Here is a 21,954-nt window from a genome sequence, read left to right on the forward strand (position 1 = left end):
ATTCAGGGGCGCGGGGCCTACGGGGCGCGGTCCTTCAGTAGTTCCCTCAGGTCTATCGCCACCGTCGAGTCCGTGTCGTCCAGGACCGCTTGGGCGCGCTCCCACTCCTGGTAGGCCTCCTCGACGCGGCCCTGGGCCCGGAGCAGCAGCCCGCGCTGGTGGCGGGCGAGGCCGACGGCGTACTGGTCGGCGCGGCCCTCGGCGAGGTCGAGGAGGAGGGCGCACTCGTGGGCGGCGCGGTCCGGGCGGCCCAGCTCGCGCAGCGCCCGTACCAGGCCGAGCCGGGACTTGGACTCGCCCTGCCAGTCCTCGTCGTCGCCGAGGATCCGCAGGCTCTGCTCGAAGTTCCGTACGGCGGCGGCCGGTTCGCCGAGTCTGAGGTGGGCGTAGCCGATGTTGCAGTGCGCGGTGTGGCGTACGACCAGGCTGTCGGCGAGCTCGCCCAGCGCCAGGCTCCGTTCGTGGTGGGCGATGGCGGCCCGCGCGTCGGTGTGCTTGTACAGGTTGCCGAGATGGCTGAAGGTCACCGCCTCGCCGTACGGGTCGCCGAGCTGCCGGGACAGCTCCAGGCTCTGCCGCAGCGTCTCCTCGCTCTCCTCGTACCGGCCGAGGCTCTCCAGGACCAGCCCCCGGTTGTTCAGGCACCGCCGTACGCACGACACGACCCCGAGGCGCCGCCACAGTTTCAGGCCCTCGTCGTTGAGGGCGAGCGCCTCCGAGGCCCGGCCGGACATGTAGTGCAGCCCCGCCCGGTCGGTGAGGGCGAACGCCTCGGCCTCGTCGTCACCGAGCGACCTCGCCACGTCCAGGGCGAGCCGCCCGAGCACGTCCAGCTCGGCGAGCCGGCCGCCCCGGTGCAGATAGGGGAAGAGATGGCGGACGAGGGCGGGGACGAGCGCCGCCGCCGGTCCGCCGGCCGCGTCGACGTGCTCGCGGGCGCAGCGCTCCACCAGGGCGACGATGTTGGGGAGTTCGCGGTCGCCCCACGCGAAGGCCTCCTCGGCGGAGGCGAAGGGCGGTTCCACGGGCTGCCGTTCGCCCGCCGTCGCCAGGGCCGTCGCCTTCGCCGTGTCCGTCGTACCGAGGCGTTCGTCGCGCTCGTATCCCGGTGGGAGCATCACCAGCAGGCTCTGCCGGGCGCGGCCGGTGTACCAGCGGAGGGCCTGGGCGACGGCCTCGGCCGTCTCGGTGGCGGTGGTGGTGTCGGCGAGTTCGCGGGCGAAGTGGCGTACGAGATCGTGGGGGACGTACCGGCCGTACGTCGTCTCCTCCAGGAGGGCCACGTCGACGAGGCGGTCGAGGGCGGTCTCGGCGCGGAACTCGTCGATGCCGGTGAGGCGGGCGAGGAGCGGCGCGCCGTACGCGGGCAGGTCGAGCGCGCCGATGCGCCGCAGGGCGTGGGCGGCGTCGCGGTCGGCCTCGCGGTCGGAGGCGTGCAGGGCCTCGTGGGCGACGGCGAGGGAGCGGCGGACGCTCAGGTCGTCGTATTCGAGGTGGCGCAACCGCCCTTCCGTGGCGGCCAGTTGACCGGCCAGCGCGTCCGGGGTGAGCGCGCGGCGGGCGGCGAGGCGGGCCGCGACGACGCGCAGGGCGAGCGGGAGACGGCCGGTGAGTTCGACGAGGGGGTGCGCGGCGTCCAGGCCCGCCGCGCGGCCCGACGCGGCCCGTAGCAGGGCCGCGCTCTCGTCGTCCGACAGCGGGGCGAGCGGGAAGCGGTGGGCGCCGTCCAGGGCGGTGAGCGGTGAACGGCTCGTCACGATGACGGCGCAGCCGGGGCCGGCGGGCAGCAGGGGGCGTACCTGGGCGGCGTGCGCGGCGTCGTCCAGCACCATCAGGGTGCGGGTGGGGGCGAGGGTCGAGCGGAGCAACGCGGCTGCGGCGTCCGGGTGTTCGGGGATGCGGCGGGGGGCCGTGCCGAGGTCGCGGAGCAGGGCGGCCAGTGCCTGGGCCGGGGTGAGGGGGGTCATGCCCGGGGTGGCGCCGTGGAGGTTGATGTAGAGCTGGCCGTCGGGGAAGTGGTCGGAGAGTTCGTGGGCGAGGTGGAGGGCGAGGGCGCTTTTGCCTACGCCGGCCATGCCGCTGATGACTGCGACGGCGGTCCCCTTTGGTGGCAGGGGGCGCCTGGTAGCTCGGGAGTGCGGGTGCGTGGGCGGGTGCGGGCTCGTCGTGGCTTGTCGCGCCCACGCGGCGGTAGCCGCAGATTCGATGCCGCCCCGCGCCCCTGGGTGGGTGGGGGTACGGGTTGCTTCGTATGTTCCCGCGTTCAGCGCTTGCCGCAGCTCCGCCAGCACCTCCTCCCTGCCCGTGAAGTGAGCTGGTGGAGGCGGGAGTTGGGCCGGGCGGGGTGGGGGGTCGGTGGGGGTGGTATCGGGTGAGGCCTCCTGCGGGTGCTCGTCGGGCTCCCGCAGGATTTCCATGTGGGCCTCGCGTACGGCCGGGCCCGGTTCCACGCCGAGTTCGTCGAGGAGACGGGCGCGGAGGTCGCGGTGGACGGCGAGGGCCTCGGCCTGGCGGCCCGTGCGGTGGAGGACGAGCATGAGGAGCCGGTGGAAGGCCTCGCGGAGGGGGTGCTCGGCGACGAGGGCGGCGAGTTCGGGGGCGAGGGCGGCCAGCGCGTGTGGTCCGGTGGCCGCCTCGTCCGGCCCGGTGGCTTCCGCGTCCGTCCCCGTCCCGGTCCCCGTCTCCGTCCCCGGCCCGGTCCGGCGCTCGGCCGCGAGGTGGAGTTCGGCGTCGTACCGTCGCTCCAGGAGCAACAGCCGGGCCTCCTCCAGGCGTTGGACGAAGGCCTGGGCGCGGAACTCCTCGACCGGCAGGCCACCGAGCGGAGTTCCCCGCCAGAGGGAGAGCGCGGCGGTGGACTCGCGCACCGTACGGGCCCAGTCCCGTTCGGCGTGGGCGATGCGGGCGGCGCGGGCGTGGCTCTCGAAGACGCGGACGTCCAACTCGCCCTCGCCGACCCGCAGCAGATAGCCCGGCGGGACCGCGCGCAGCCGCTCGGGGTCGTCCAGGAGCCTGCGCAGCCGGGTCACCTGGTTCTGCAGGGACGCCTGCGCGGACGGGGGTGGCGCCGCGTCCCACAGCACGTCCTTCAGGGTGTCGACGGAGACGATCCGCCCGGGTTCGAGCAGCAGCGCGACGAACAGCGCCCGCAGCTTGCCGCTGCCGACGGACCGTACGCCACCACCGGAACCCACCACGTCGCCACCGGAGCCCATGGCGTCGCCGTCGTCCCCGGCCTCGTACAGCACCGGCGGACCGAGCAGTCCGAACCGCAGCCCGTCCCGCATAGAAGCGTCCGCTGCCTTCCCGCACCGTCGAACCGAACCGGGCCCGCCCCGCGGCGGCCTGGCGCCGCCTCCCGTACGGCTCCCCGTGGAACCGTTGGGCTCATGTTAGCGATCCGTTGGCGGGACCTGATGTGATCACTTCATCGGATCCGGCGACGACGGCGCACGCGTAGGACGCGTAGCTCGGGGGAGTGCCGCCGCCGCTGCCGGATCCGAGAACCGCACAACGCGCTGTGCCCCGGTCCACGGGGGTGAACGACCGGGGCACTCGCGTTGCGCGGACTCGGCTTGCGGGACGGGCTTCCCGGCTACAGGACCGGCGGCCGTCCCAGCCGCGTCAGGCGCCAGACCGTCCGCCAGCTCATGGGTCGGCGCTCGCCGCCCGACTCGCGCCAGCCCTCCACGAAACCGCTGAACCACGCTTTCAGCCCGCCCACCGAGCGCATCCGCAGCAGGGTGATGAGGACCCACACCCCCAGATGGACGGGGATGAGCGCGAGCGGGAGGCGGCGGCGGGCGAGCCAGACGCGGTTGCGGGCGTTGACCCGGTAGTAGATGGCGTGCCGGGCCGGTGACGTCTTCGGGTGCTGGAGGAGCAGTTCGGGGGCGTACAGCACGGTCCAGCCGGCGTCGAGCGCCCGCCAGGCCAGGTCCGTCTCCTCGTGCGCGAAGAAGAACTCGGCGGCCCAGTCGCCCGTTTCGCCGAGCATGGCCATGGAGAGGGCGTGTCCGCCGCCGAGGAACCCGGTGACGGGCCCGCCGCGCATCGGGTCCTTGGCACCGACCCTCGGCACGTGCCGTCGCTGGGTCTCACCGTGCTCGTCGGCGATCCGGAAGCCGACGATGCCGAGGCGGGGGTCGGCGGCGTACAAGTCCCTTACGCGGCGCAGCACATCGGCGTCGACGAGGAGACCGTCGTCGTCCAGTTCGACGACGACGTCGACGTCCCCGAAGTCACGCAGCCGCTCGATGGCCACATTGCGGCCGCCGGGGCAGCCGAGGTTCTCGTCCACCTCGATGAGGGTGACCTCGCCGGGCAGGCCGAGCCGGTCGGCGAACTCGGGCAGGGGGCAGCCGTTCCCGACCACGACGATCCGCTCGGGCGCGATGTCCTGCTTGGCCACGGAGGCGAGCAGCGCGTCCACCTCGGCGGGCCGATTGCCCATCGTCACCACGGCGACAGCGACCCGAGGCCCGGCCTCCACCACGACACCAACCCCATCCCGTCCATGGACCGCCGACGTCGTCCGGACAACCTCCGGACGACATCCAGCAGAGCCGACGACCGCCGGCCCGCATCCCATTTTCCACCGAATGTTTACGGCCGGGATGCTAGTCGTTCATGTCGAAGACTTCGCACCGACTCCTCGAGTACGCCGGTTCTCCCCCGTGTGTACGGACTTGGGCCCCGCCCCCGCCGGTCGTTCCCGGCCCTTCTCGGGGGCGGGTGGCGTGGATCGACGCCTCAGGCACGGCAGCGCGAGAAAAACGCGCGGACCGGTCGGCCGTCGACGCCACGTCGATCACGGACACCGACCTCGCTGCCCACCTGAACCGCCGTCCGCTCCGCACCGACCCCCACCAGGCCTGGAACGGTCGACCATGGAACTGTCATACACCCGTCAGGCCCGCCGCAGGCCCCCGCCAGGCCCGCCGCAGGCCCCCGTCAGGCCCGCAGCGGATTCGTCCGTTCCGCTGCCAGCAGGTACCACGCCGTGGCGCCCGTGTGCCGGTACGGGTAGTAGCCGAAGCCGAAGCCCGTGTCGAGGGGGCTGGTGGCCGAGACGATGCCCGAGCGTTCGGGGAGGGCTCGGCCGCCGACGGTCTGGGCGGTGCCGAGGTGGTCCTGGGCGCGTTCGATGGAGTCGAGGAGGCGCCGGGCGCGTGCCTCATCGCCGCGCGCGCCCCGGTCGCGCAGGGCGAGCGCGAGGTGGGCGGTGCCCTCGAACCACACGCCGTTGCGGTTCGGCCTGGGCTGGAACTCGGCGATGGGCGCGTCCTCGTTCGCGACGAGGCTGGCGGAGCTGAAGGTGACGCCCGCGTACGACTGCCCGGCGGGGACCGTGCTGTTGCGGCGCTCGGCGTGGTCGAGGACGGCGAGTTCCCGGGCCGCCCAGTCGAGGGAGCGCGCGTACCGGCCGGAGTCGAGCGCGAGGTGGGTCCAGGTCTGGGTGTCCTCGGGGATCGGTGACTTGTTGACGGTCACGCCGTCGTTGGTACCGGTGTAGAAGAAGCCGCCGGTCGAGCCCTGCCCCTGGGGCGGCTCCCACATCCGCTGCACGAAGGCCTCGGCCCGCGCGCGCCGCTCCCACCACACCCGGTCGCCGGTGAGCCGCGCGAGCCGCCCGAACAGACAGACCAGGTCGGTGTTGTGCTCGGTCGAGGTGAACGGCAGCTTCTCGTTCGCCCCGTTCACGCCGAACTTGTAGCCGCCGAGAGGCTCGTCGGTACGGCCCGTCCGCTCGATCCACTCCCCGATCCGCACGGCGGCGGCGAGGAACCGCCGGGCCCCGGTCCGCCGGGCCAGCGCGCTCAGCGCGATCCCCGCCCAGGCCATGTCCCCCACGGCCGTCCCCGTGAAGCCGAACTGGGTGCCGACGTTGGCCGTCCCGTCCGCCCGCACGAACCCGTCCGGCTGCGGTACGCCATCGAAGAAGACGTACGGCCCGACGTTGTACGCCTGGCGCAGCCGGCCGTCGTCGTACGCCGGGTCGTGCTCCTGGGCGTAGATCAGCGCGTCCCCGAGCGCCACCGCGCGCGCCCGCCCGTCCGCCGTGCGCACGGCGAGGTGGGCGAGGACGGCGAGGGCGTTGTCGTACGTGAACGCCGTGCTGAACAGGCCCGCCTGGTCGGTGTAGCTCTGGGTCAGCCGGATGTCGCCGTGGTCGGGATAGGCGTCCATCGCGGCGGCGAGGAAGGCCTGTCCGCGCCGCCGGGGCGAGGGCCCGGACGTCCGTGGTGCCGCCTCGGACGCCGTCCGGGATGCCGCGTGGGCCGGGCCCGAACCGGCGACGGTGAACGCCGCCACCCCGAGGCCGGTGCCGAGGCCGACCCCGAGGAGCGTGCGGCGGCTGAACGCCGGGCCGCCGCCTGGTCTGCCGGTACCGCCAGTACTGCCGGCCATGTCGATACGGCCGGTGGTGCCATTCATGCCGGTGCCGCCGTTCATGCCGGTGCCGCCGATGCTGCCGGTCATGGGTCTCCCTTGGAAGTGCGGGCCTGAGGGCACGCCCGGGGTGGAGTTCTGAGAGCGCTCTCAAGCGCGTGGGGGCTCATTCTGCTGGTGCTCCTGGGACGGGTCAACGCCCTTGCCGCCCCCGCCAATTGAAGGGGATGAGGAGGGAGGGGGCGAGACCGGGGCGGCGGAAACGCGGGCGGAACGCGAGGTCACTCCTCCACGACAGTGACACCGCGGCTCACCGCCGCCGAGATCCTCCCCAACGAGATGAGCCGGGTCGCCGTCGACCTGCTCCTCCACCGCCTCACCGCACCGGACGCGCCCCCTCGACACGTCCTCCTCAAGCCCCTGATCTCCCTCCGCGACAGCACCGGCCCCGGCCGGACCCCGCACCCCGGGCCCTGGCCAGACCCTGGACCTGCCGGGTGCCGATACCTGAGGTCCGCCGGCGTACGCGGGGCCCGGTCACTCCGTCCGCAGTGCCGTGGCCGTGGCCGTCCGTGCCGCCCAGGTCGCCGGTGCCAGGGCGCCCGCGACCGCGATGACGAGGCCGCCGAGGGCGAGGGACGCGAGGACGGGGCCGTCGTACACGGCGAGGTCGGTGGCCGGCAGGGTCATGCCGATGGCGTCGCCCATGAGCGGGGTGACGGCCCGGTGCAGCGCGATCCCGGCCGGTACCGCGACCAGCCCCGCGAGCAGGCCGACCCCGGCGACGGAGGTGACGACCATGGTGACGGTCTGGCGGGGTGTCATGCCCAGGGCCTTGAAGACACCGAGTTCGTGGACGCGTTCGCGGGTGTCGAGGACGACCGTGTTGAGGACGCCGAGCCCGGCGACCACGACGAGCATCAGCGTGAGCGTCCCGATCAGCGCGTCCATGGCCACGATCACGCTGGAGGAGTTGGCGCTGTCGCTCCGGGCGAAGGCCTCAAGACCGGCCTCGTCGAGCGCGCGGTTCAGCGCGTCCAGGTAGCCCGCCGGGTCCGTGCCCGAGTCGGTGCGTACGTGGTACCGGCCGGGCAACGCCCCCTCCCCGAGGCCGAGTTCGGCGAGGGTGGCGGTCGAGGTGAGCAGGGCCATGCCCCCGCCCTGGGTGAAGAAGGCCTCGCCGACGATCCGTACGGTGGCCCGTCGGCCCTTCTCGGTGAGGGTCACCGTGTCCCCGACCCCGATCCCGGCGGCCGTCAGGAACCGCGAGGTGACCACGGCCTGGCCGGGCCCGTCGAGCCAGTGCCCCGAGACCAGTTCGGGCGCGCCCCACGCCGAGTCGCCCTCGTACGCCACGACGGTCGTCGCACCGGTGATCCCGGAGGCGCCTACCTGGGCCTGGGCGGTGCCGTAGAACCGGGCGGTGCCCTCCCGCGCCCGCAGCACGGCGGCCACGGCCTCCGGGTCGGCCTTCGCCGGCGCGCCGCCGCCCCCGTCCGCCCGTACCACCTCGGCGCCGGGCGGCCCCTGTCCACCACCCGCCTCCACCACGACCGAACCGGCCGCGTCGAGCATGCGGCCCTCCTGGACCGCGCCCAGCGTCAGCGCGAGCCCGACCGCGAAGGTGACGGACACGGCGCCGAAGACGACCGCCGCGCCGACGGTCGCCGACCGCGCGGGCCGCGCGAAGGGATGCGCCAGCCCGAGCCCGACGGCCCGCGGCAACGGCAGCCGGGCGATGAACCGGGCGGTCGTGAAACGGGCGGCGGCTGCGGATCGGCCGACAGCGGATCGGCCGGCTGTGGAGAGGTGGGGTGTGGAGAGGTGGGGTGTGGAGAGGTGGGGTGTGGAGAGGTGGGGTGTGGAGAGGTGGGCTGTGGAGAGGTGGGGTGTGGACCGGTGAGCTTTGGACCGCCTGGTCGTGGACCACCACCGTGGCGACTGCCCGCCGCCGCCTCCGCGTCCACCTCCACGCCCGCCGCCCCTGGCCCCGCCTCCAACCCCGACCGCCAGCGCCTCCACCGTCCGCAGCCGCCCGGCTCGCAGCGCGGGCACCACGGCCGCGCCGGCGACCAGCACGAGCGCGGCGCCGGGCACCACGACGTCCACCCACACCGGAATCCCGCCGGCCGACGCGCCGAACGCCTCCCCGACCTCCGCCAGCACCGGCACGGCCAGCGCGTTGCCGAGCGCCACCCCGAGGACACAGCCGACCACCGCCGGCACCAACGCCTGTGCCACATACGCCCGGACGACCTGCGCGGGGGTGAACCCGAGCGCCTTGAGCACCCCGATCCGCCGGGTGGCCGCCCCCACGGCCCCGCCGACCACGATCCCGATCACCAACACCGACAGACACAGCCCGAGCACCCCGAACGCCGCCAGAAACGGCACGAACGCCATCGCGTTCGCCGTCTCCTCCTGCCGCACCGTCAGATACGACCGCGCACCGCTCAGCGCCCCTTCCGGCACGGCCGCCGCGATCGCGGCCCGCCCGGCGGCCACTTCGGTGTCGGTGGCGGCGTGGCGGAAGCGGTAGAGCATCTCGTACGAGTACGAGGCAGAAGCCGAGCCCGAGGCCGAAGCCGAGCCCGAGGCCGAAGCCGAGCCCGAGGCCGAAGCCGAGCCCGAGGCCGAAGCCGAAGCCGAGCCCGAATCGCCCTCAGCGCCAAGGCTGTTGCCGCTCTCCGCCCCCCTCCCCGCCGACGCACCCGCCCCGGCCCCGGCCGACACACCCGCCTCCCCCGACACCTCGCCCCGCACCCCCGCCAGCACCTCCGCCTGTGCCGGAGTCACCCAGGCATCCCCCGTGCCGGTCACCGAGCGGGCGAGGCCGACGACGGTCAGGGTCGGGCCGCCCGGGGCGTCGGGGAGGGTCAGGCGGGTGCCCGGCCGCAGTGGTGTGCCGTCGGCGGCCAGCACGATCTCGCCCGGCCGCGTGGCCCACTCCCCCTCCGTCAGGTCGATCTCGTCGACCGGCCCGCCCGCGTCCTCCCGCCCGACCACGGTCAGCGGCGGCAGATCCACCCCGGCCGGCACGAAGTCGGACCCCGTGACGGTACGGGCCCGTACCGAGACGGTCAGGAAGGGCCCGGCGGAGGCCGTCACACCGGGCGCGTCGGCGGTCGCCGCGACCCGCGCCGCCGTCACCCTCGTCCCGTCGAACTGCCCGGTCAGATGCGCCCCGCGCCGCTCCGCGAAGGCCCGGTCGAAGGGCGCCCGCGCGGCGACGAGCAACCCGACCGCGAGCACCGACGCGGTCACGGCCATCACCGTGGTCAGCACCAGCACCACGGTCCGCACCCGCCGCCGCCCCACCCCGGCGCGCACGACCCGCCCGAGCGCGCTCACCGCTCCACCGCCGTCGCACCGGAGCCGCCCCGAAGGCCGCCATGCCCGACCCCATCCCCGTCACCGACCCCGAGCCCGGCCCCACCCCCATCCCGCACCACGTCGCGCACGATCCGGCCGTCGACCAGCTCCACCGTCCGGTTCGCGCAGGACTCGGCGAGGCGCAGATCGTGGGTGACGAGGACGATCGTCTGACCGTCCGCGTTGAGTTCGGTGAGGAGGGCCCGGACGTCGTCGCCGGACGCGGTGTCGAGGGCGCCGGTGGGCTCGTCGGCGAGCAGGAGGGCCGGGCGGTTCATCAACGCGCGGGCGACGGCGACCCGTTGCCGTTCGCCACCGGACAGCCGGCCGGGATACGCGTCGGCGTGCCGGTCGATGCGGAGGTACTCCAGCAACCCCGCCGCACGCCGACGAGCCTCGGCCCTGCCCATACCGGCCAGTTGGGCGGGCAGCAGCACATTGTCGGCGACGGTCAGGTCGTCCAGCAGATGGAAGAACTGGAAGACCATGCCGACCTTGGCCCGCCGGTACCGTGCCGCCCCGGCCTCGCCCAGCCGGTCCACCCGTACCCCGTCGACCGTGACGCTCCCCGAACTCGGCCGGTCCAGCCCGGCGATCAGATTGAGCAACGTCGACTTGCCGCTCCCCGACGGCCCGATGACGCTCACCGCCTCCCCGGCCCGCACCCGCAGCGAGACCCCGTCGAGGGCCGGCGGCCCTTCACCGCCGTACGCCCTGCCCACCTCGTGGATGTCGATGACGGGCGCGGCGGCGGTGGCGGGCGCGGTGGTGGACGGGTTCGTGTTTGTGGCCACGGGGCCTCCCCAGGAAGGTGGTTGACGTGGCCCCCGACGCTAGGGACGAGCCCCGCCCCCGGTCGTCGCCCTCGACGGCGAACCCCTCTGCCGTACCGGGCGGACACCGCGCGCACGTCATCCCCGAGATGTACGCGGATGATGTACCGCCCGTCCCCACCACCCCCACCACGACGGATGTGACGACCGCCGCCGCTTGCCACACTGACCCCATGGGTGGTGGGGAGGCGCGGACGAAGACGGCAAGGACGTGGGCAAGCGGGGCGTGGGCGCGCGGGGCGCGGGCGAGCCGGGCATGGGCGGCGCTCGTACGACCCTCACACCCCCTCCGCCCCCTCCGCCCCCTACGACCTCTCCGCCCCCTACGGCCCTGGCGGCACCGCCTGCCGTCCTTCCTCCACGCCCCGGCCCCGCTGCCCCGCCCGTCCCGCTGGGCTTGGACGGCCGACGCGTGCCTCGCCTTTCTGCTGGCCGCGTGCACGGTGGGGGCCTTGCTGTCGCGGGACGTGAGCGTGATCCCGCAGCTGCCGGACCAGGTGCCGACGCCGGTTCCGGGAGGGGGGCCGGCGCTGCCCCCGCCCCCGCGCCTCCCGGCACCCCCGTATCCGGGGCAGGCCCTCGGCGAGCCCCACACCTGGCAGTTGCTCCTCGCCGCCCTGACTGCGCTGCCGCTGCTCGTACGACGCCGCTACCCGCTGACCGCGTTCTGGGCGGTGATCGTCACGACCATGCTGTTCAACCAGCGCCTGGAAGCGGGCGACACGACCGTGTACACGTTCCTGACGTGCCTGGTCGCCGCGTACAGCGCCGCCGTCCACAGCCCGTACCGGCTGCGCGCGCTCACCAGCCTGGTGGCGGGCGCCGCCCTGATCGCGGCGTTCCCCGAGGAGAACTTCCCTTACGTCACCCCGGGCGTGATCCCGTTCCTCGTACTGCTCGGCGTGGGGCTCGGCGCCAACGCGATCCACACCTGGAAGCAGCGCGTGCACGCCCTCCAGGCCCGGCAGGAGGCCGCGACGCGTCTGGCGGTCGAGCACGAACGCTCCCGTATCGCCCGAGAGTTGCACGATGTCGTCACCCACAATGTGAGCGTGATGGTGATCCAGGCGGGCGCGGCCCGCAAGGTGATGGACGTCGCCCCCGACCGGGCCCGCGAGGCTCTCCTCGCCGTCGAGGCGGGCGGCCGTACGGCGATGACCGAACTGCGCCATGTGATGGGCCTGTTGACCATGTCCGACGACGAACACGACCCCGCCGTCGACACGGAGCTGGCCCCGCAACCCGGCCTGGACCAACTCCCGGCCCTCACCTCCCGCGTACGCGCCTCCGGCGTCCCCGTCGAGCTGACCGTCACCGGCACCCCGTCGTCCGCACTTCCGCCGGGCGCCGGCCTGGCCGCGTACCGGGTGGTCCAGGAAGCCCTGACGAACACCGTCAAGCACGCCGCCGGCGCCCGGGTACGGGTCACCGTCGACCACACGCCCACCGAGGTCCGGCTGGAGATCACGGACACCGGCGGCACCCCCGCCCCCGAGGCCGCCACCGGCACGGGCCGGGGCCTCCTGGGCCTGCGCGAACGCCTGGCCGTCCACGGCGGCACCCTCACCACGGGCCCCCGCCCCACCGGCGGCTACCGAGTCCAGGCGGTCATACCGCTCACCGACGCCGCCGTGGACACCACCGCCGCGCCCCTCGGCGACCCCTCATGACGCCCGGCCACGCCCGGCCCCACCCCACGGACCCCGCGGCAACGGCCCGCCCCCGTGTCGTGATCGCCGACGACCAGGCCCTGGTCCGCACCGGCTTCAGCATGATCCTCTCCGCCGACGGCATCGACGTGGTCGCCGAGGCGGCCGACGGCGACCAGGCCCTCGAAGCGGTCCACCGCACGCGCCCCGACCTCGTCCTGATGGACATCCGCATGCCCGGCACGGACGGTCTGGAGGCCACCCGCCGCATCCTCTCCGGCGCGGTCCCCGACCCGCCCCGGGTCGTCATGCTGACCACCTTCGACCTGGACCGTTACGTCTACGCCGCCCTCACCGCCGGCGCCAGCGGCTTCCTCCTGAAGGACGTCACCCCCGAACACCTGGTGGCAGCCGTCCACCTGGCCCGCACCGGCGACGCGCTCCTCTCCCCCGCCATCACCCGCCGCCTGATCGAACGCTTCGTCGCGCCCACCCCCGAGACCCCCGCCCTCCACCGCGACCTGGCCCCCCTCACCCCCCGCGAACTACAGGTCCTCCGCTCCCTCGCCACCGGCCTCAGCAACACCGAACTGGCCGCCCACTTCCGCCTCAGCGAAGCCACCGTCAAGACCCACGTCGCCCGCATCCTCGCCAAACTCCGCCTCCGCGACCGCGCCCAGGCCGTCGTCGTGGCGTACGAGACGGGCCTGATCGTGCCGGGAGCGAGCACCCCCGATCCGCCCGGCTGACCGACAGCGGCGGGCGACCGTCCAGTCGCCCGGCCGGGCGCGCCCCTACCCACTGCACACCGCCCCCAACGCCGGCAGCCGGTCGGTCTGCGCGGACGCCACTTTCTGTACGTCCGTCAGGAGCCCTCGGACGTCGAGGTCCTCCCCGGCCGCCGCGCGGGCGATGGTGAGGAGGACGGCCTCGTAGAAGGCGTCGCGGACGGCGGGGGGCATGACGTCGGAGGCGTCGAGGCAGCGGGGGCCCGTGCCGGTGAGGCGTTTGACGATCTCCCGTTCGAGGGGGCTGCCCTCCAGTCGTACCCGGCGGTTGGCCGAGAAGACGTCCGCGGAGTCGGCCCACTTCTGCTGGCCCTCCCGGGAGGCGAGCCGTTCGATCAGGTCGTGGGCCCGGGGGCGGTCGCTGAACAGCGCGGCGAAGTCACCGGTCACCTCGTGGGCCCGGACGCGGTAGCCGCCGCCCGGCAGCAGGGGGGCGGAGTCCATCAGGCCCGCCTGTTGCCGCTTCTTCCCGTAGAAGGAGCGGGCGAAGGAGCCCTGGTGTTCCAGGGCGCAGCCGTCCGGGTCACCGGCGCCTGGGTCACCGGCGCCCGGGTCGCCGCCGCCGGGGTCGCCGCCCGGGTCGTCGCCATCCGCATCGCCACCGGGATCCTCGCCGCCGGAGCCCCCACCCTCCGCATCGCCGCCGTCCGGCCCGCCGAAGAGCAGGCCGTACCCGTTCGGCTCGCCGCGGTGATCCGTGAGCAGGGCGCGGGCGGCCGCGTCCCTGTCCTGGCGGAGCAGGCCGGCCCACGCCTCCCAGGCGCTGCGCACCGCGTCCCCGGTCCACGGCACCGAGGCGTCGCCCAAGGCCCACTTGCCGTAGGTCTCCGGGCCCTCCCGTTGCAGTACGAGATCCTCGATCCAGTCGCTGCCGGGCCAGCCGGAGGCGCCGTCGTCGCCCATGCCGATGCACCAACTCGCCAAGGGGGGCGGCGAGTTCACGGGGCGCTCGCCCTCGCGGTACCAGACGATGCTCTTCAGGTCCGCCTTGACCGGGACCCAGTACGCGTCCTCCGAGGGCCCGCTCACCGGCTTCCAGGGGGCGCCGTACTCCTCCTCGGCGTAGAGGTCGTTCAGGGACTTGAGGCGCTTCTGGCCCGCGTACTCGGCGAGTTCACCGACGCCCGGCATGATCGCGATGTCCGGGGGCTCGCCCGACTGCACCTTGGACAGCAGCACCTCGCGCTGGGCCGCGGTGCCCTGGTACTCGAAGGGGATGCCGAAGCCCCGCAGCACCCTCTCGAACTGCTCCCCCTGCTCGTCGGTCCAGGGCCCGAGGATGGTCACCGGCTCGTCGTCCCGCTGCGACCAGACCGCCACCATGCTCCCGCCGGAGACCATCACCAGCGCCACCAGCAGCACCAGCACCTTGAACCGCCGGGTCACCGCCGCCTCCAGTAGTCGCTGTCGAGCCGGAGACCGAGCCCCACCACGGGCAGGACGACCAGCAGGAGGCCGCCGGTCAGGGTGCCCTGGTAGACCCGCTCGGTCCAGGCGTCGTCGGCCAGGACGCTCCGGACGTCCTCGGACCTCTCCGTGACGGTCTGCTGGAAGTCCCCCAGCTCCGGGCCGCAGCAGGGCTGCCGTGAGGCCTCGGTGATCTCCCGCAGGTCCCCGACCACACTGTCCAGATCGTCCTGGGCGGACGACATCGTCAGCAGCGGGACGACGGCGAGGAGCACGGTCAGGGCGAAGGCCGCGAGCAGATACGGGTTCCAGTCGCGGCCGCAGCGGTCGCGCAGCACGAACAGCGCGGAGAGCAGGGTCAACGCCAGCGCCGCCAGGGCGAGTTCGGTGAGCCACCAGCCGCTCCGCTGCAACCACCCCTCGGTGGCGGTGGCCTCGGCGTGCTTCATCTGCACCCGCTGCATGTCGTCCAGGCGCGGGACGAGCCCCACGCCCGACCGGATGAGCAGCGAGCGCGCCTCGGCGAGCTTCTGCTCGCGCATGAGCGGCTGGTCCCGGTACATGGCCGTACCGAGGTTGATGGAGTTGCTGTAGGTGGCGAGCAGCCCGTTGACGGTGCCGAGGTCCTGGTCCGTACGGTCCGCGATCCGCGACAGTCCCTGGTCGGCCGCGGAGAGCTGGGCCCGGTAGCTCTCGCCCGACCCCGCGACGTCGACCAGTTTCATCTCCTTCAGTTCCCGAGCCTCGTAGTCGGCGCGCAGCACCGCGAGCCGGGTGGCGGCGAGCCCCTGCACGGCCGGCGCCTCCTCGTCGGCGAGCGCCTCGGCGCCGCCCTGGATCTGCCGGCACGACACGAACAGGGCGCCGGCCGCCACCAGCGCGCACACCGTCAGAACCAGCAGATGCGCCTCCAACAGCCGACGCGTCCGCCGCCCGCGCAACCGCTCGCGCCAGAGCGCGCCGAGGATGCGCCCGGGCCGAGGAAGGCCGAGGATGCGCCCGGACCGGGAAACGCCGAGCGCGTGCCCGCGCCACGGAACGCCGAGCGCGTGCCCGGGCTGGGGGACCCCGAGCGCGTGCCCGGGCTGGGGAGCCCTGAGCGCCTGCCCGGACTGGGGCACCCCGAGCACGCGCCCGCGCCGCGAAGCGTCAGGCGCGCGTCCCTGCCGGGAAGCGCCGAGCGTGCGCCCGCGCCGCGGCGCGGCGAGGAGGCGTCGGCCGCGAGGCGCGGCGCGTCCGCCCGTCACAGCAGCTTCTCCCCGCAGGCGACGCAGTAACGCGCCTCGCCCCCGGCCGGGGTGGCGCACCGGCCGCAGCGCGGGCCCGGCCGCGCCCCGGTGGCGTCGGTCAGGGTCACGGGACGCGACCCGGCGCGCAGGATCATCGGGCCGAGCGTGCCGGCGTCGACGGCGGGCCGCAGCCGGACCAGCCCCGCGGGCGCGTCCTCGATGTCGGCGACCGCGCGGATCTCGTCCAGCACCCAGTCCGTGCCGAACCGGTCGGCCAGCCGCGCGGCCCGGCCCAAGTGCCCCCGGGCGACGTCCCGTCGCTCTTCCCCCAGAGCGACGAGCCCCCGGCGCAGGGCCTCCCGCATCACGGTGGTGGACTTCTGGTCGCGCACACTGCCGGCGCCCGCCGGAAGATCGGGCGGCGGCAGGTCGGGGCGGTGCCAGCGGGCGGTGACGGCCGCGTGGACATCGCCGACGGAGACCATGGCGAACTGCAGATACGTCTCCAACGGGTCGTTGTCGGCGTCGGCGACGAGGGTGAGCAGATAGTCGCGCCCGCCCTCCTCCCACTGGTACGTCGGAAAGCTCCAGCGGTGCGGCCGGCCGGGCTGCGGCAGCCCGCCGAGACGGTGCGGCCGGGGCGCCTTCTCGTTCAGCGCGACCTGCCGCACCGAGGGCCGTACGGTCACCTCGATCGGCAACTGGGGGGTGTGCACGCGGCGCAGCCGCTGGATCGCGGCCGTGATCGCCCGGCCGAGGCCGTCGTCCACGAACTCGGCCGTGCCGTGCAGCCGTTCGGCGAGCGTCAGCAGCGGCTCGGGGGTCCAGTCCGCGCCCACGGCGAACACGTCGCACGTGAAATGCCCGGCGCAGAGGTCGAGTTCGTCGTCGAGGCGGGTGTCGCCGGGAGCGCTGCTGCCGTCGGTGATCAGCAGCAGATGGCGTACGGACAGCGGGCGGGCGGCGAGCAGGGCCCGTGACGTGGCCGCCCATGCGGCGTACCCGGCGGGACGCGGACCGTCCCGGTGCAGCGGGATCGCACCCGCGGCGAACGCGGCCCGCCGCTTCTCGCGGTGATCGGCCACGGACCACTCGGCGTCGCCCCCCGGATGACACCGGACGGGCTCGGGGCCGGCGCCGAGCACGGTGAACGAGATGCCGTCGGGCAACGCCCGCAGCGCGGCCGGCAGGGCGTGCCGGACGGCCGCCCGGAGGGGTTCGGCGACGTCCACCGCGATGATCACGGCGAGTTCGATCGCGGGCAGCTCGGCGGGGGCGCCGCCGGCGGTCACGTCGACCCGCAGATGCGCCTCGATCTTCGCGCTGCGGTGCGGCCGCAGATCGCCGCCGAGTTCGACGCGCAACTGGATGTCCGGCCGCGGCGGCCGGGTGCGACCGCTCGGACGGCCGCTCATGTGCCGGCTCAGGTGCGTGCCCATGTCGTGCGTCACCGTTCCTTCCCCGTCGTCACCGTGCGGACCGGGCGAGCCCCGACCACACGGTCACCGCCGCACGGACCGCGTGGGTGCGGTCCGCCGATTCGCTGCCGTACGGACGCGTGAGCGCCGCCCGCCGCATCACTGCCGTACGGACGCATGAACGCCGCCCGCCAAGTCGCTGCCGTACGGACGCATGAACGCCGCCCGCCAAGTCGCTGCCGAACGGACGCATGAACGCCGCCCGCCAAGTCGCTGCCGAACAAGCCCGTGAGCCCGGCCGCCCCCACCCCCCCACCCCCCAACTCACCGCTGTCATGCGTCATACGGTCAGATCACCGTCTGCGGCCGTACCGCCTGCAACAGGTCCACGAGGTGTTCGTGCGCGGCGGCCGACTCCCCGTGCCGTGCGGCCAGTTGCCGGTAGAGCGACTCGATCCGAGCACGCAACTGCCGCTCCTGCGCGCTGAGACGTCGAAGGCGCCCGGGATCGAGCCGCCCGCCACCCCCTCCCCTTGCACCTGCCCCGGGGCCGAGGCCGGGCGGCCGGTCGTCGCGGCTGTACAGCGCGTCCAGCTTCCATTCGTGCAGTTCTGTGCTGAGCCGCAGCGCCTCGTCCTCGGACAGGCTCGGCCCGCCGGCGCCCGGTTCCCGGCGTACGAGGCCGCGCAGTTCGTCCAGTGCCGCGTCGACCTCCGTGGGCGCGGGCAGCGGGTCGCCGTCGCGGGGCAGCCGGGCCGCGCGGATACGTAAGGAGGCGATACGGGCGACGGTGTGGTCCAGGGTGCCGGGGCGGACCCGGCCGAGGACGTCGAGGGCGGCGCGGCGGTCACCCGCGCGGAGGGCGAGCCGGGCGAGGCCCAGGGCGGCGCCGCCGTGCGCGGGGTTGCGGGCGAACACGGCCTCGTACAGCTCCTTCGCGGTGGGCCCGGCCGTGTCGTCGCCGAGCCGTTCCGCGCAGTAGGCGAGGGCCAGCTTGGGCGCGTACTCGCCGGGCAGTTCGAGGCGGACCCGGGCGAAGTGGCGCCTGGCCTCGGCGACCTGCCGCGGATCGTCGTCGAGGCCGGCGCGGCGCAGCGCGACCAGGGCACGGTGCCACTCCAGCCGCCACCGGCGCACGGCGGACGGCCCGGGGATGGAGTCGGCGGTGTCGAGTTCCTCCTGCGCCCGCTCCAGGTCGTCGCGGGTGTCCCGGCTGTCCCGGCCCAGCAGGACCCGTACGTTGTGCAGGCGGATCTCCACCGAGGGCGGCTTGCCGTCCTCCTGGTCGAGGAGCCGGCCCGGGTCGTAGCCGCTGCTGACCTCGAAGCGGGTGGTCTGCGGGTCGCCCGGGTAGCGCCTGGGCACCGGCAGCCGGCGGGCGATCTCGGTGGGGGTGGGGGCGCCGAGGTCGAGGGCGGGGGCGAGGGGCGGGTCGTAGCGGTCGCGGCGGGGGCGGTCGAGCCAGTGCTCGATACCGGGCACCGTGCCGAGCCGGGCACCGAGCAGTTGCGGGGAGGGCCAGAAGTAGTCGGAGGGTTCGGGCGGGTCGCTCTTGCCACGCAGGGCGCGGATCTCCCGCAGCGCGCCCCGCAGTTGGCCCGCCATCTCACGGGCGTCGACGAAGCGCAGGCCCGGGTCGCTGCGGGTGGCGCGGTCGACGACGCCCCAGAAGGAGGCGGTGCCGAGGCCGGGCACCTCGTCGACGGCCCAGCCGGCGAGTTCCCGCAGGGTGACACCGACCGTGTGCAGATCGTGGGCGGTGGTGGGCATGGGCGAGGACGCCGTCTCGGGCGCCATGTAGTCGGGGGTGACATGGGCGGGCGGCTGGCTCTGCCCCTGCTCGCGCATCCCGCCGAGATCGATGACCTTGACGCCGTCCCCGTGGTGCACGACGTTCGAGGGCTTCATGTCCCCGTATACGAAGCCCTTCTCCCCACCCGTGTGCAGATGGACGAAGGCCTCCAGGATCTGACAGCCGTACGCGGCCACGTGCTCGATGTCGAGGACGGACTCTCCGCGCCGGGTCTCCTTGACGACCTTCTCCAGGGTGCCGTCGCCGACGTCGTCCATGACGATGTAGCCGCCGGTGACCTGCCCGCTGCCGTCGCGCCGGGCGACGAAGTCGCGGATCTGGACGATACGGGGGTGGCGGATGGCGACGAGGTTGCGCCGCTCGACGTCGGCGAGCCGGGCCCCGTCCTGCTCATAGCGGTTGAGCATGCCCTTGACGGCGACCACGTCACCGAGATGCGTGTCCTCGGCGAGATAGACCCACCCCTGACCACCGTGCGCGATGGGCCCCATGATCCGGTACTGGTCGCGCAGCACATCGCCCTCGGCGAGTTCGGGCCGGTACGAGTACGGCTCACCGCAGGCCGGACAGTACCCCTCGACCGGCACCGGCCCCACGGTGTACGGCGGCGCGAAGGTGATCCCGCACTCGGGGGACGAACAGCCCATCCGGACCCGCAGTGGCGCCTCGGGATGGATCAGCCGCTCCTGCGCGGGCCGCGGCACCCGCTCGGGCAACGCGAGCAGCCGCGCCGGCCCGAACTCCCGGGGATCCCCGGGCAGCCCCGGCAACCGAGGCCCACCCTCCGCCCGCCCGCACACCCCACAGTGCCCGGTGGGCAACACGGTCCCGCCACAGGGGGCACCGGTGAACCGCCGATGCGGACAGACCGCCTCACGCTCACCATCGGCCCCCGGCCCTGCCCGGGGGGCGGATCTCATACGGGGCCTCCGGTGTCGTGGGGGGTGGTGGGAGTGCCAGTAGGGGGATCGGCGCGCGGGCCGGTGGGCGGATGGGAGCGCGGGCCGGAACGCGGCTCGGAACGGGGGCCGGAACGCGGCTCGGTGGGTGGATCGAAACGCGAGCCGGTCCGCACATCGGCCGGCAGGTCAGCCCGCGCATCAGCCGGCAGGTCAGCCCGCAGATCGGCGCGCAGGGTTCTGATCAGCTCCCGCAGCCGGGCGAGCCGCCACTGCGGGTCCGTGGTCTCGTCGGCGAGACGCCGCTCGCCCCTGCGCCGGTCGGCCGTCTCGGTCATCGAGCCGAGGGAGGCACTGTCGACGACGCCGTGCCGGACCGCGCGGCTGAACTCAGCCCGCTCCAGCCGGGCGAGCAACACATCGGCGTGATCGAGGAGGGCCGGCGCGAGGAGTCCGTCACGGGCGGCGGTCCACCCGGTACCACCCTCGTGCCGAAAGACCAGCAGCACCCGAAATCCGAGCGACCGTAATCGGGCGAGGAGCTCGATCAGGGGCCCCGGCTCGGCCTCTTCGTCAAGCCCATCGACAACGACCGTGACGCGCCGACCGGCCGCGAGGGCGGGCGCGAAGCCGGCCGCGAGCGCGGGTGACTGCGCAGCCACCTGCGCGGGCATCTGCGCAGCCGCCCCCGCGGACGGCTGCGCGGACGCCTGCGGGGACGGCCGGGACCTGGTCGTCCCCAACAGCCAGTCCCAATAGGCCAGATACTGCCCGGCCGGAAAAGCGACATACCCCAAGGCATGATCGGCGAGATCGGGTCTGCTGGATGATGAGCCGCCACGATGGAGAAGATCGGCCCGATGCAGCAGATGCCGCAGCGAGCGCTCCTTCCCACTCCCCGGAGGCACCACGGTGATCTTCACCGGCTCCTCGTCGGGGTCGTCGAACCACCGGCTCACCCGCTCCTCGAAGCCGTGGTCCCAGGCATCCGGAGCACTCAACTCCCGTACAAGCGGCGAAAGTTCGGCGATGCGCTCAACCGGAATCAGATAGGAGAAGGCGAGCCGGTTGTTCTCGGGCAGCAACTCGCCCATGTCACCACGCCAGCTGACGACGAGCCCGACGACCCGGGCGGGACGCCCCTCCCCCGGCCGGGTACACACGGCGGCACCGCTGAACCCCCGGCGCACCACCTCGGCCTTGGTGACGGCATCCAACTGCACCCGCTCACCACTGACCCCGCCGATACGCCCCCACAGGCTCATCCCGTCGTCGAAGCCCTCCGCGTACCCGGTCGCGGACACCTCCATCCCGCCCCACAGCCTCGGCTCCAGCCGGGCCGGCCGCGCCTGCGGCCGCGGACTGTCCAACCGCAGCACGGCGACGTCCTCACCACCCCCGGCACCCTCCGTCCCCGGGAGCCAGCCGCCGGGCGGAACACGCGCGGACACCGCCTCGATCTCGCTGTTCTCGGCGAACTCCACCCACATCACGGCGTCCGGACGGCGCACCACATGCGCACAGGTCAGCGCCGTGTCCTGGTCGACGAGCACCCCGGCACCGCAGATGGGACCCCGCGCATCCCCGCGCCGCAGCCGGAGCCTCCAGTCCGCACGCAATTCCCCCATGCCACCTCACACTACGCGCGGGGCATGGCGCGTCCCTAGACTTGTGAACCAACTTGGATCGGTCAATCAACGCAATCCAACGGGGTGTTGACATGAGCGACAACGAACCGGTCGGTCTCGCGGAAGCCATCGGCACGGTCCGCGCGGAACTGGCCCGCGCCCAGGCGGAGGGCGCGGCAAGCGACTGGCGCTTCAGCGTGGAGCAGGTCAGCCTGGAGTTCGCGGTCCAGTTCCACCGCTCAGGCGAGACCGGCGCGGCCCTACGCCTCGGCGTCGTAGAGGCCCGCCTCGGCGGCTCACTGACCCACGACTCCACCCACAGAATCCAAGTAGACCTAAAACCCCTCCCAGGCCCCACCGGCCACCACCACGAGGTAACCCGCGAGCCCCCCGACACCCCCGCCCCACCAGACGGCTCCCTCACCCGCGACTAGGCCGTGTTTTAGAAGTCGCTGACCTGCTTGGTTGACCGTCCGGGGAAGTCGCGGGCGGCCATCCAGATGGTGAGGTCGCGGGCGATGTCGT

At 74.0% G+C, this 21,954-nt stretch carries 13 protein-coding genes; 3 read left to right on the top strand and 10 right to left on the bottom strand.

Features of this window, described 5'->3' with window-relative positions:
• Positions 1-17: 17 nt before the first annotated feature.
• The 5 genes from ABT147_RS34750 to ABT147_RS34770 all read right to left on the bottom strand — a co-directional run bounded on the left by ABT147_RS34750 (position 18) and on the right by ABT147_RS34770 (position 10,559).
• Positions 18-3,287, bottom strand: a complete 3,270-nt coding sequence (locus ABT147_RS34750) for an AfsR/SARP family transcriptional regulator (protein ID WP_351413680.1) — start codon at positions 3,285-3,287, stop codon at positions 18-20.
• 308 nt (positions 3,288-3,595) lie between these two features.
• Complete coding sequence (locus ABT147_RS34755) at positions 3,596-4,495, bottom strand: glycosyltransferase family 2 protein (RefSeq protein WP_351413682.1); 900 nt, start codon at positions 4,493-4,495, stop codon at positions 3,596-3,598.
• A gap of 458 nt (positions 4,496-4,953) precedes the next feature.
• The gene (locus ABT147_RS34760; RefSeq protein ID WP_351413712.1) at positions 4,954-6,411 is read right to left on the bottom strand and encodes a Tat pathway signal sequence domain protein; all 1,458 of its coding nucleotides are present in this window, start codon (positions 6,409-6,411) and stop codon (positions 4,954-4,956) included.
• A gap of 519 nt (positions 6,412-6,930) precedes the next feature.
• Entirely contained in the window at positions 6,931-9,744 is a 2,814-nt protein-coding gene (locus ABT147_RS34765) for an ABC transporter permease (protein WP_351413684.1), read from the bottom strand.
• The gene (locus tag ABT147_RS34770; protein WP_351413686.1) at positions 9,741-10,559 is read right to left on the bottom strand and encodes an ABC transporter ATP-binding protein; all 819 of its coding nucleotides are present in this window, start codon (positions 10,557-10,559) and stop codon (positions 9,741-9,743) included. The genes ABT147_RS34765 and ABT147_RS34770 overlap by 4 nt, the downstream gene beginning before the upstream one ends.
• A gap of 482 nt (positions 10,560-11,041) precedes the next feature.
• Here ABT147_RS34770 and ABT147_RS34775 point away from each other — a divergent pair, with 482 nt between their 5' ends.
• A complete protein-coding gene (locus tag ABT147_RS34775) occupies positions 11,042-12,268 on the top strand; it encodes a sensor histidine kinase (protein WP_351413714.1) in 1,227 nt (408 codons plus the stop codon).
• Positions 12,265-12,996 (top strand): response regulator, encoded by a 732-nt coding sequence (locus ABT147_RS34780; RefSeq protein WP_351413688.1) that lies wholly within the window; start codon positions 12,265-12,267, stop codon positions 12,994-12,996. Before ABT147_RS34775 ends, ABT147_RS34780 begins: the two co-directional genes overlap by 4 nt.
• 45 nt (positions 12,997-13,041) lie before the next feature.
• On the opposite strand, the gene ABT147_RS34785 is transcribed toward ABT147_RS34780, so the two are convergent.
• The 5 genes from ABT147_RS34785 to ABT147_RS34805 all read right to left on the bottom strand — a co-directional run bounded on the left by ABT147_RS34785 (position 13,042) and on the right by ABT147_RS34805 (position 21,429).
• A complete protein-coding gene (locus tag ABT147_RS34785; protein WP_351413690.1) occupies positions 13,042-14,421 on the bottom strand; it encodes a carbohydrate ABC transporter substrate-binding protein in 1,380 nt (459 codons plus the stop codon).
• Positions 14,418-15,572, bottom strand: coding sequence for a hypothetical protein (locus ABT147_RS34790; RefSeq protein WP_351413692.1), 1,155 nt, complete (start codon positions 15,570-15,572; stop codon positions 14,418-14,420). The genes ABT147_RS34785 and ABT147_RS34790 overlap by 4 nt, the downstream gene beginning before the upstream one ends.
• A 113-nt stretch (positions 15,573-15,685) precedes the next feature.
• The gene (locus ABT147_RS34795) at positions 15,686-17,110 is read right to left on the bottom strand and encodes a vWA domain-containing protein (protein WP_351413694.1); all 1,425 of its coding nucleotides are present in this window, start codon (positions 17,108-17,110) and stop codon (positions 15,686-15,688) included.
• A gap of 327 nt (positions 17,111-17,437) precedes the next feature.
• The gene (locus tag ABT147_RS34800; protein WP_351413696.1) at positions 17,438-19,822 is read right to left on the bottom strand and encodes a tetratricopeptide repeat protein; all 2,385 of its coding nucleotides are present in this window, start codon (positions 19,820-19,822) and stop codon (positions 17,438-17,440) included.
• A complete protein-coding gene (locus ABT147_RS34805) occupies positions 19,819-21,429 on the bottom strand; it encodes a S1 family peptidase (protein ID WP_351413698.1) in 1,611 nt (536 codons plus the stop codon). The genes ABT147_RS34800 and ABT147_RS34805 overlap by 4 nt, the downstream gene beginning before the upstream one ends.
• Positions 21,430-21,521: 92 nt before the next feature.
• On the opposite strand from ABT147_RS34805, the gene ABT147_RS34810 reads away from it, so the two are divergent.
• Complete coding sequence (locus ABT147_RS34810; RefSeq protein ID WP_351413700.1) at positions 21,522-21,863, top strand: trypco2 family protein; 342 nt, start codon at positions 21,522-21,524, stop codon at positions 21,861-21,863.
• Positions 21,864-21,954: the final 91 nt, after the last annotated feature.

Source organism: Streptomyces sp. NPDC001868 (assembly GCF_040297125.1).
Taxonomy (GTDB): domain Bacteria; phylum Actinomycetota; class Actinomycetes; order Streptomycetales; family Streptomycetaceae; genus Streptomyces.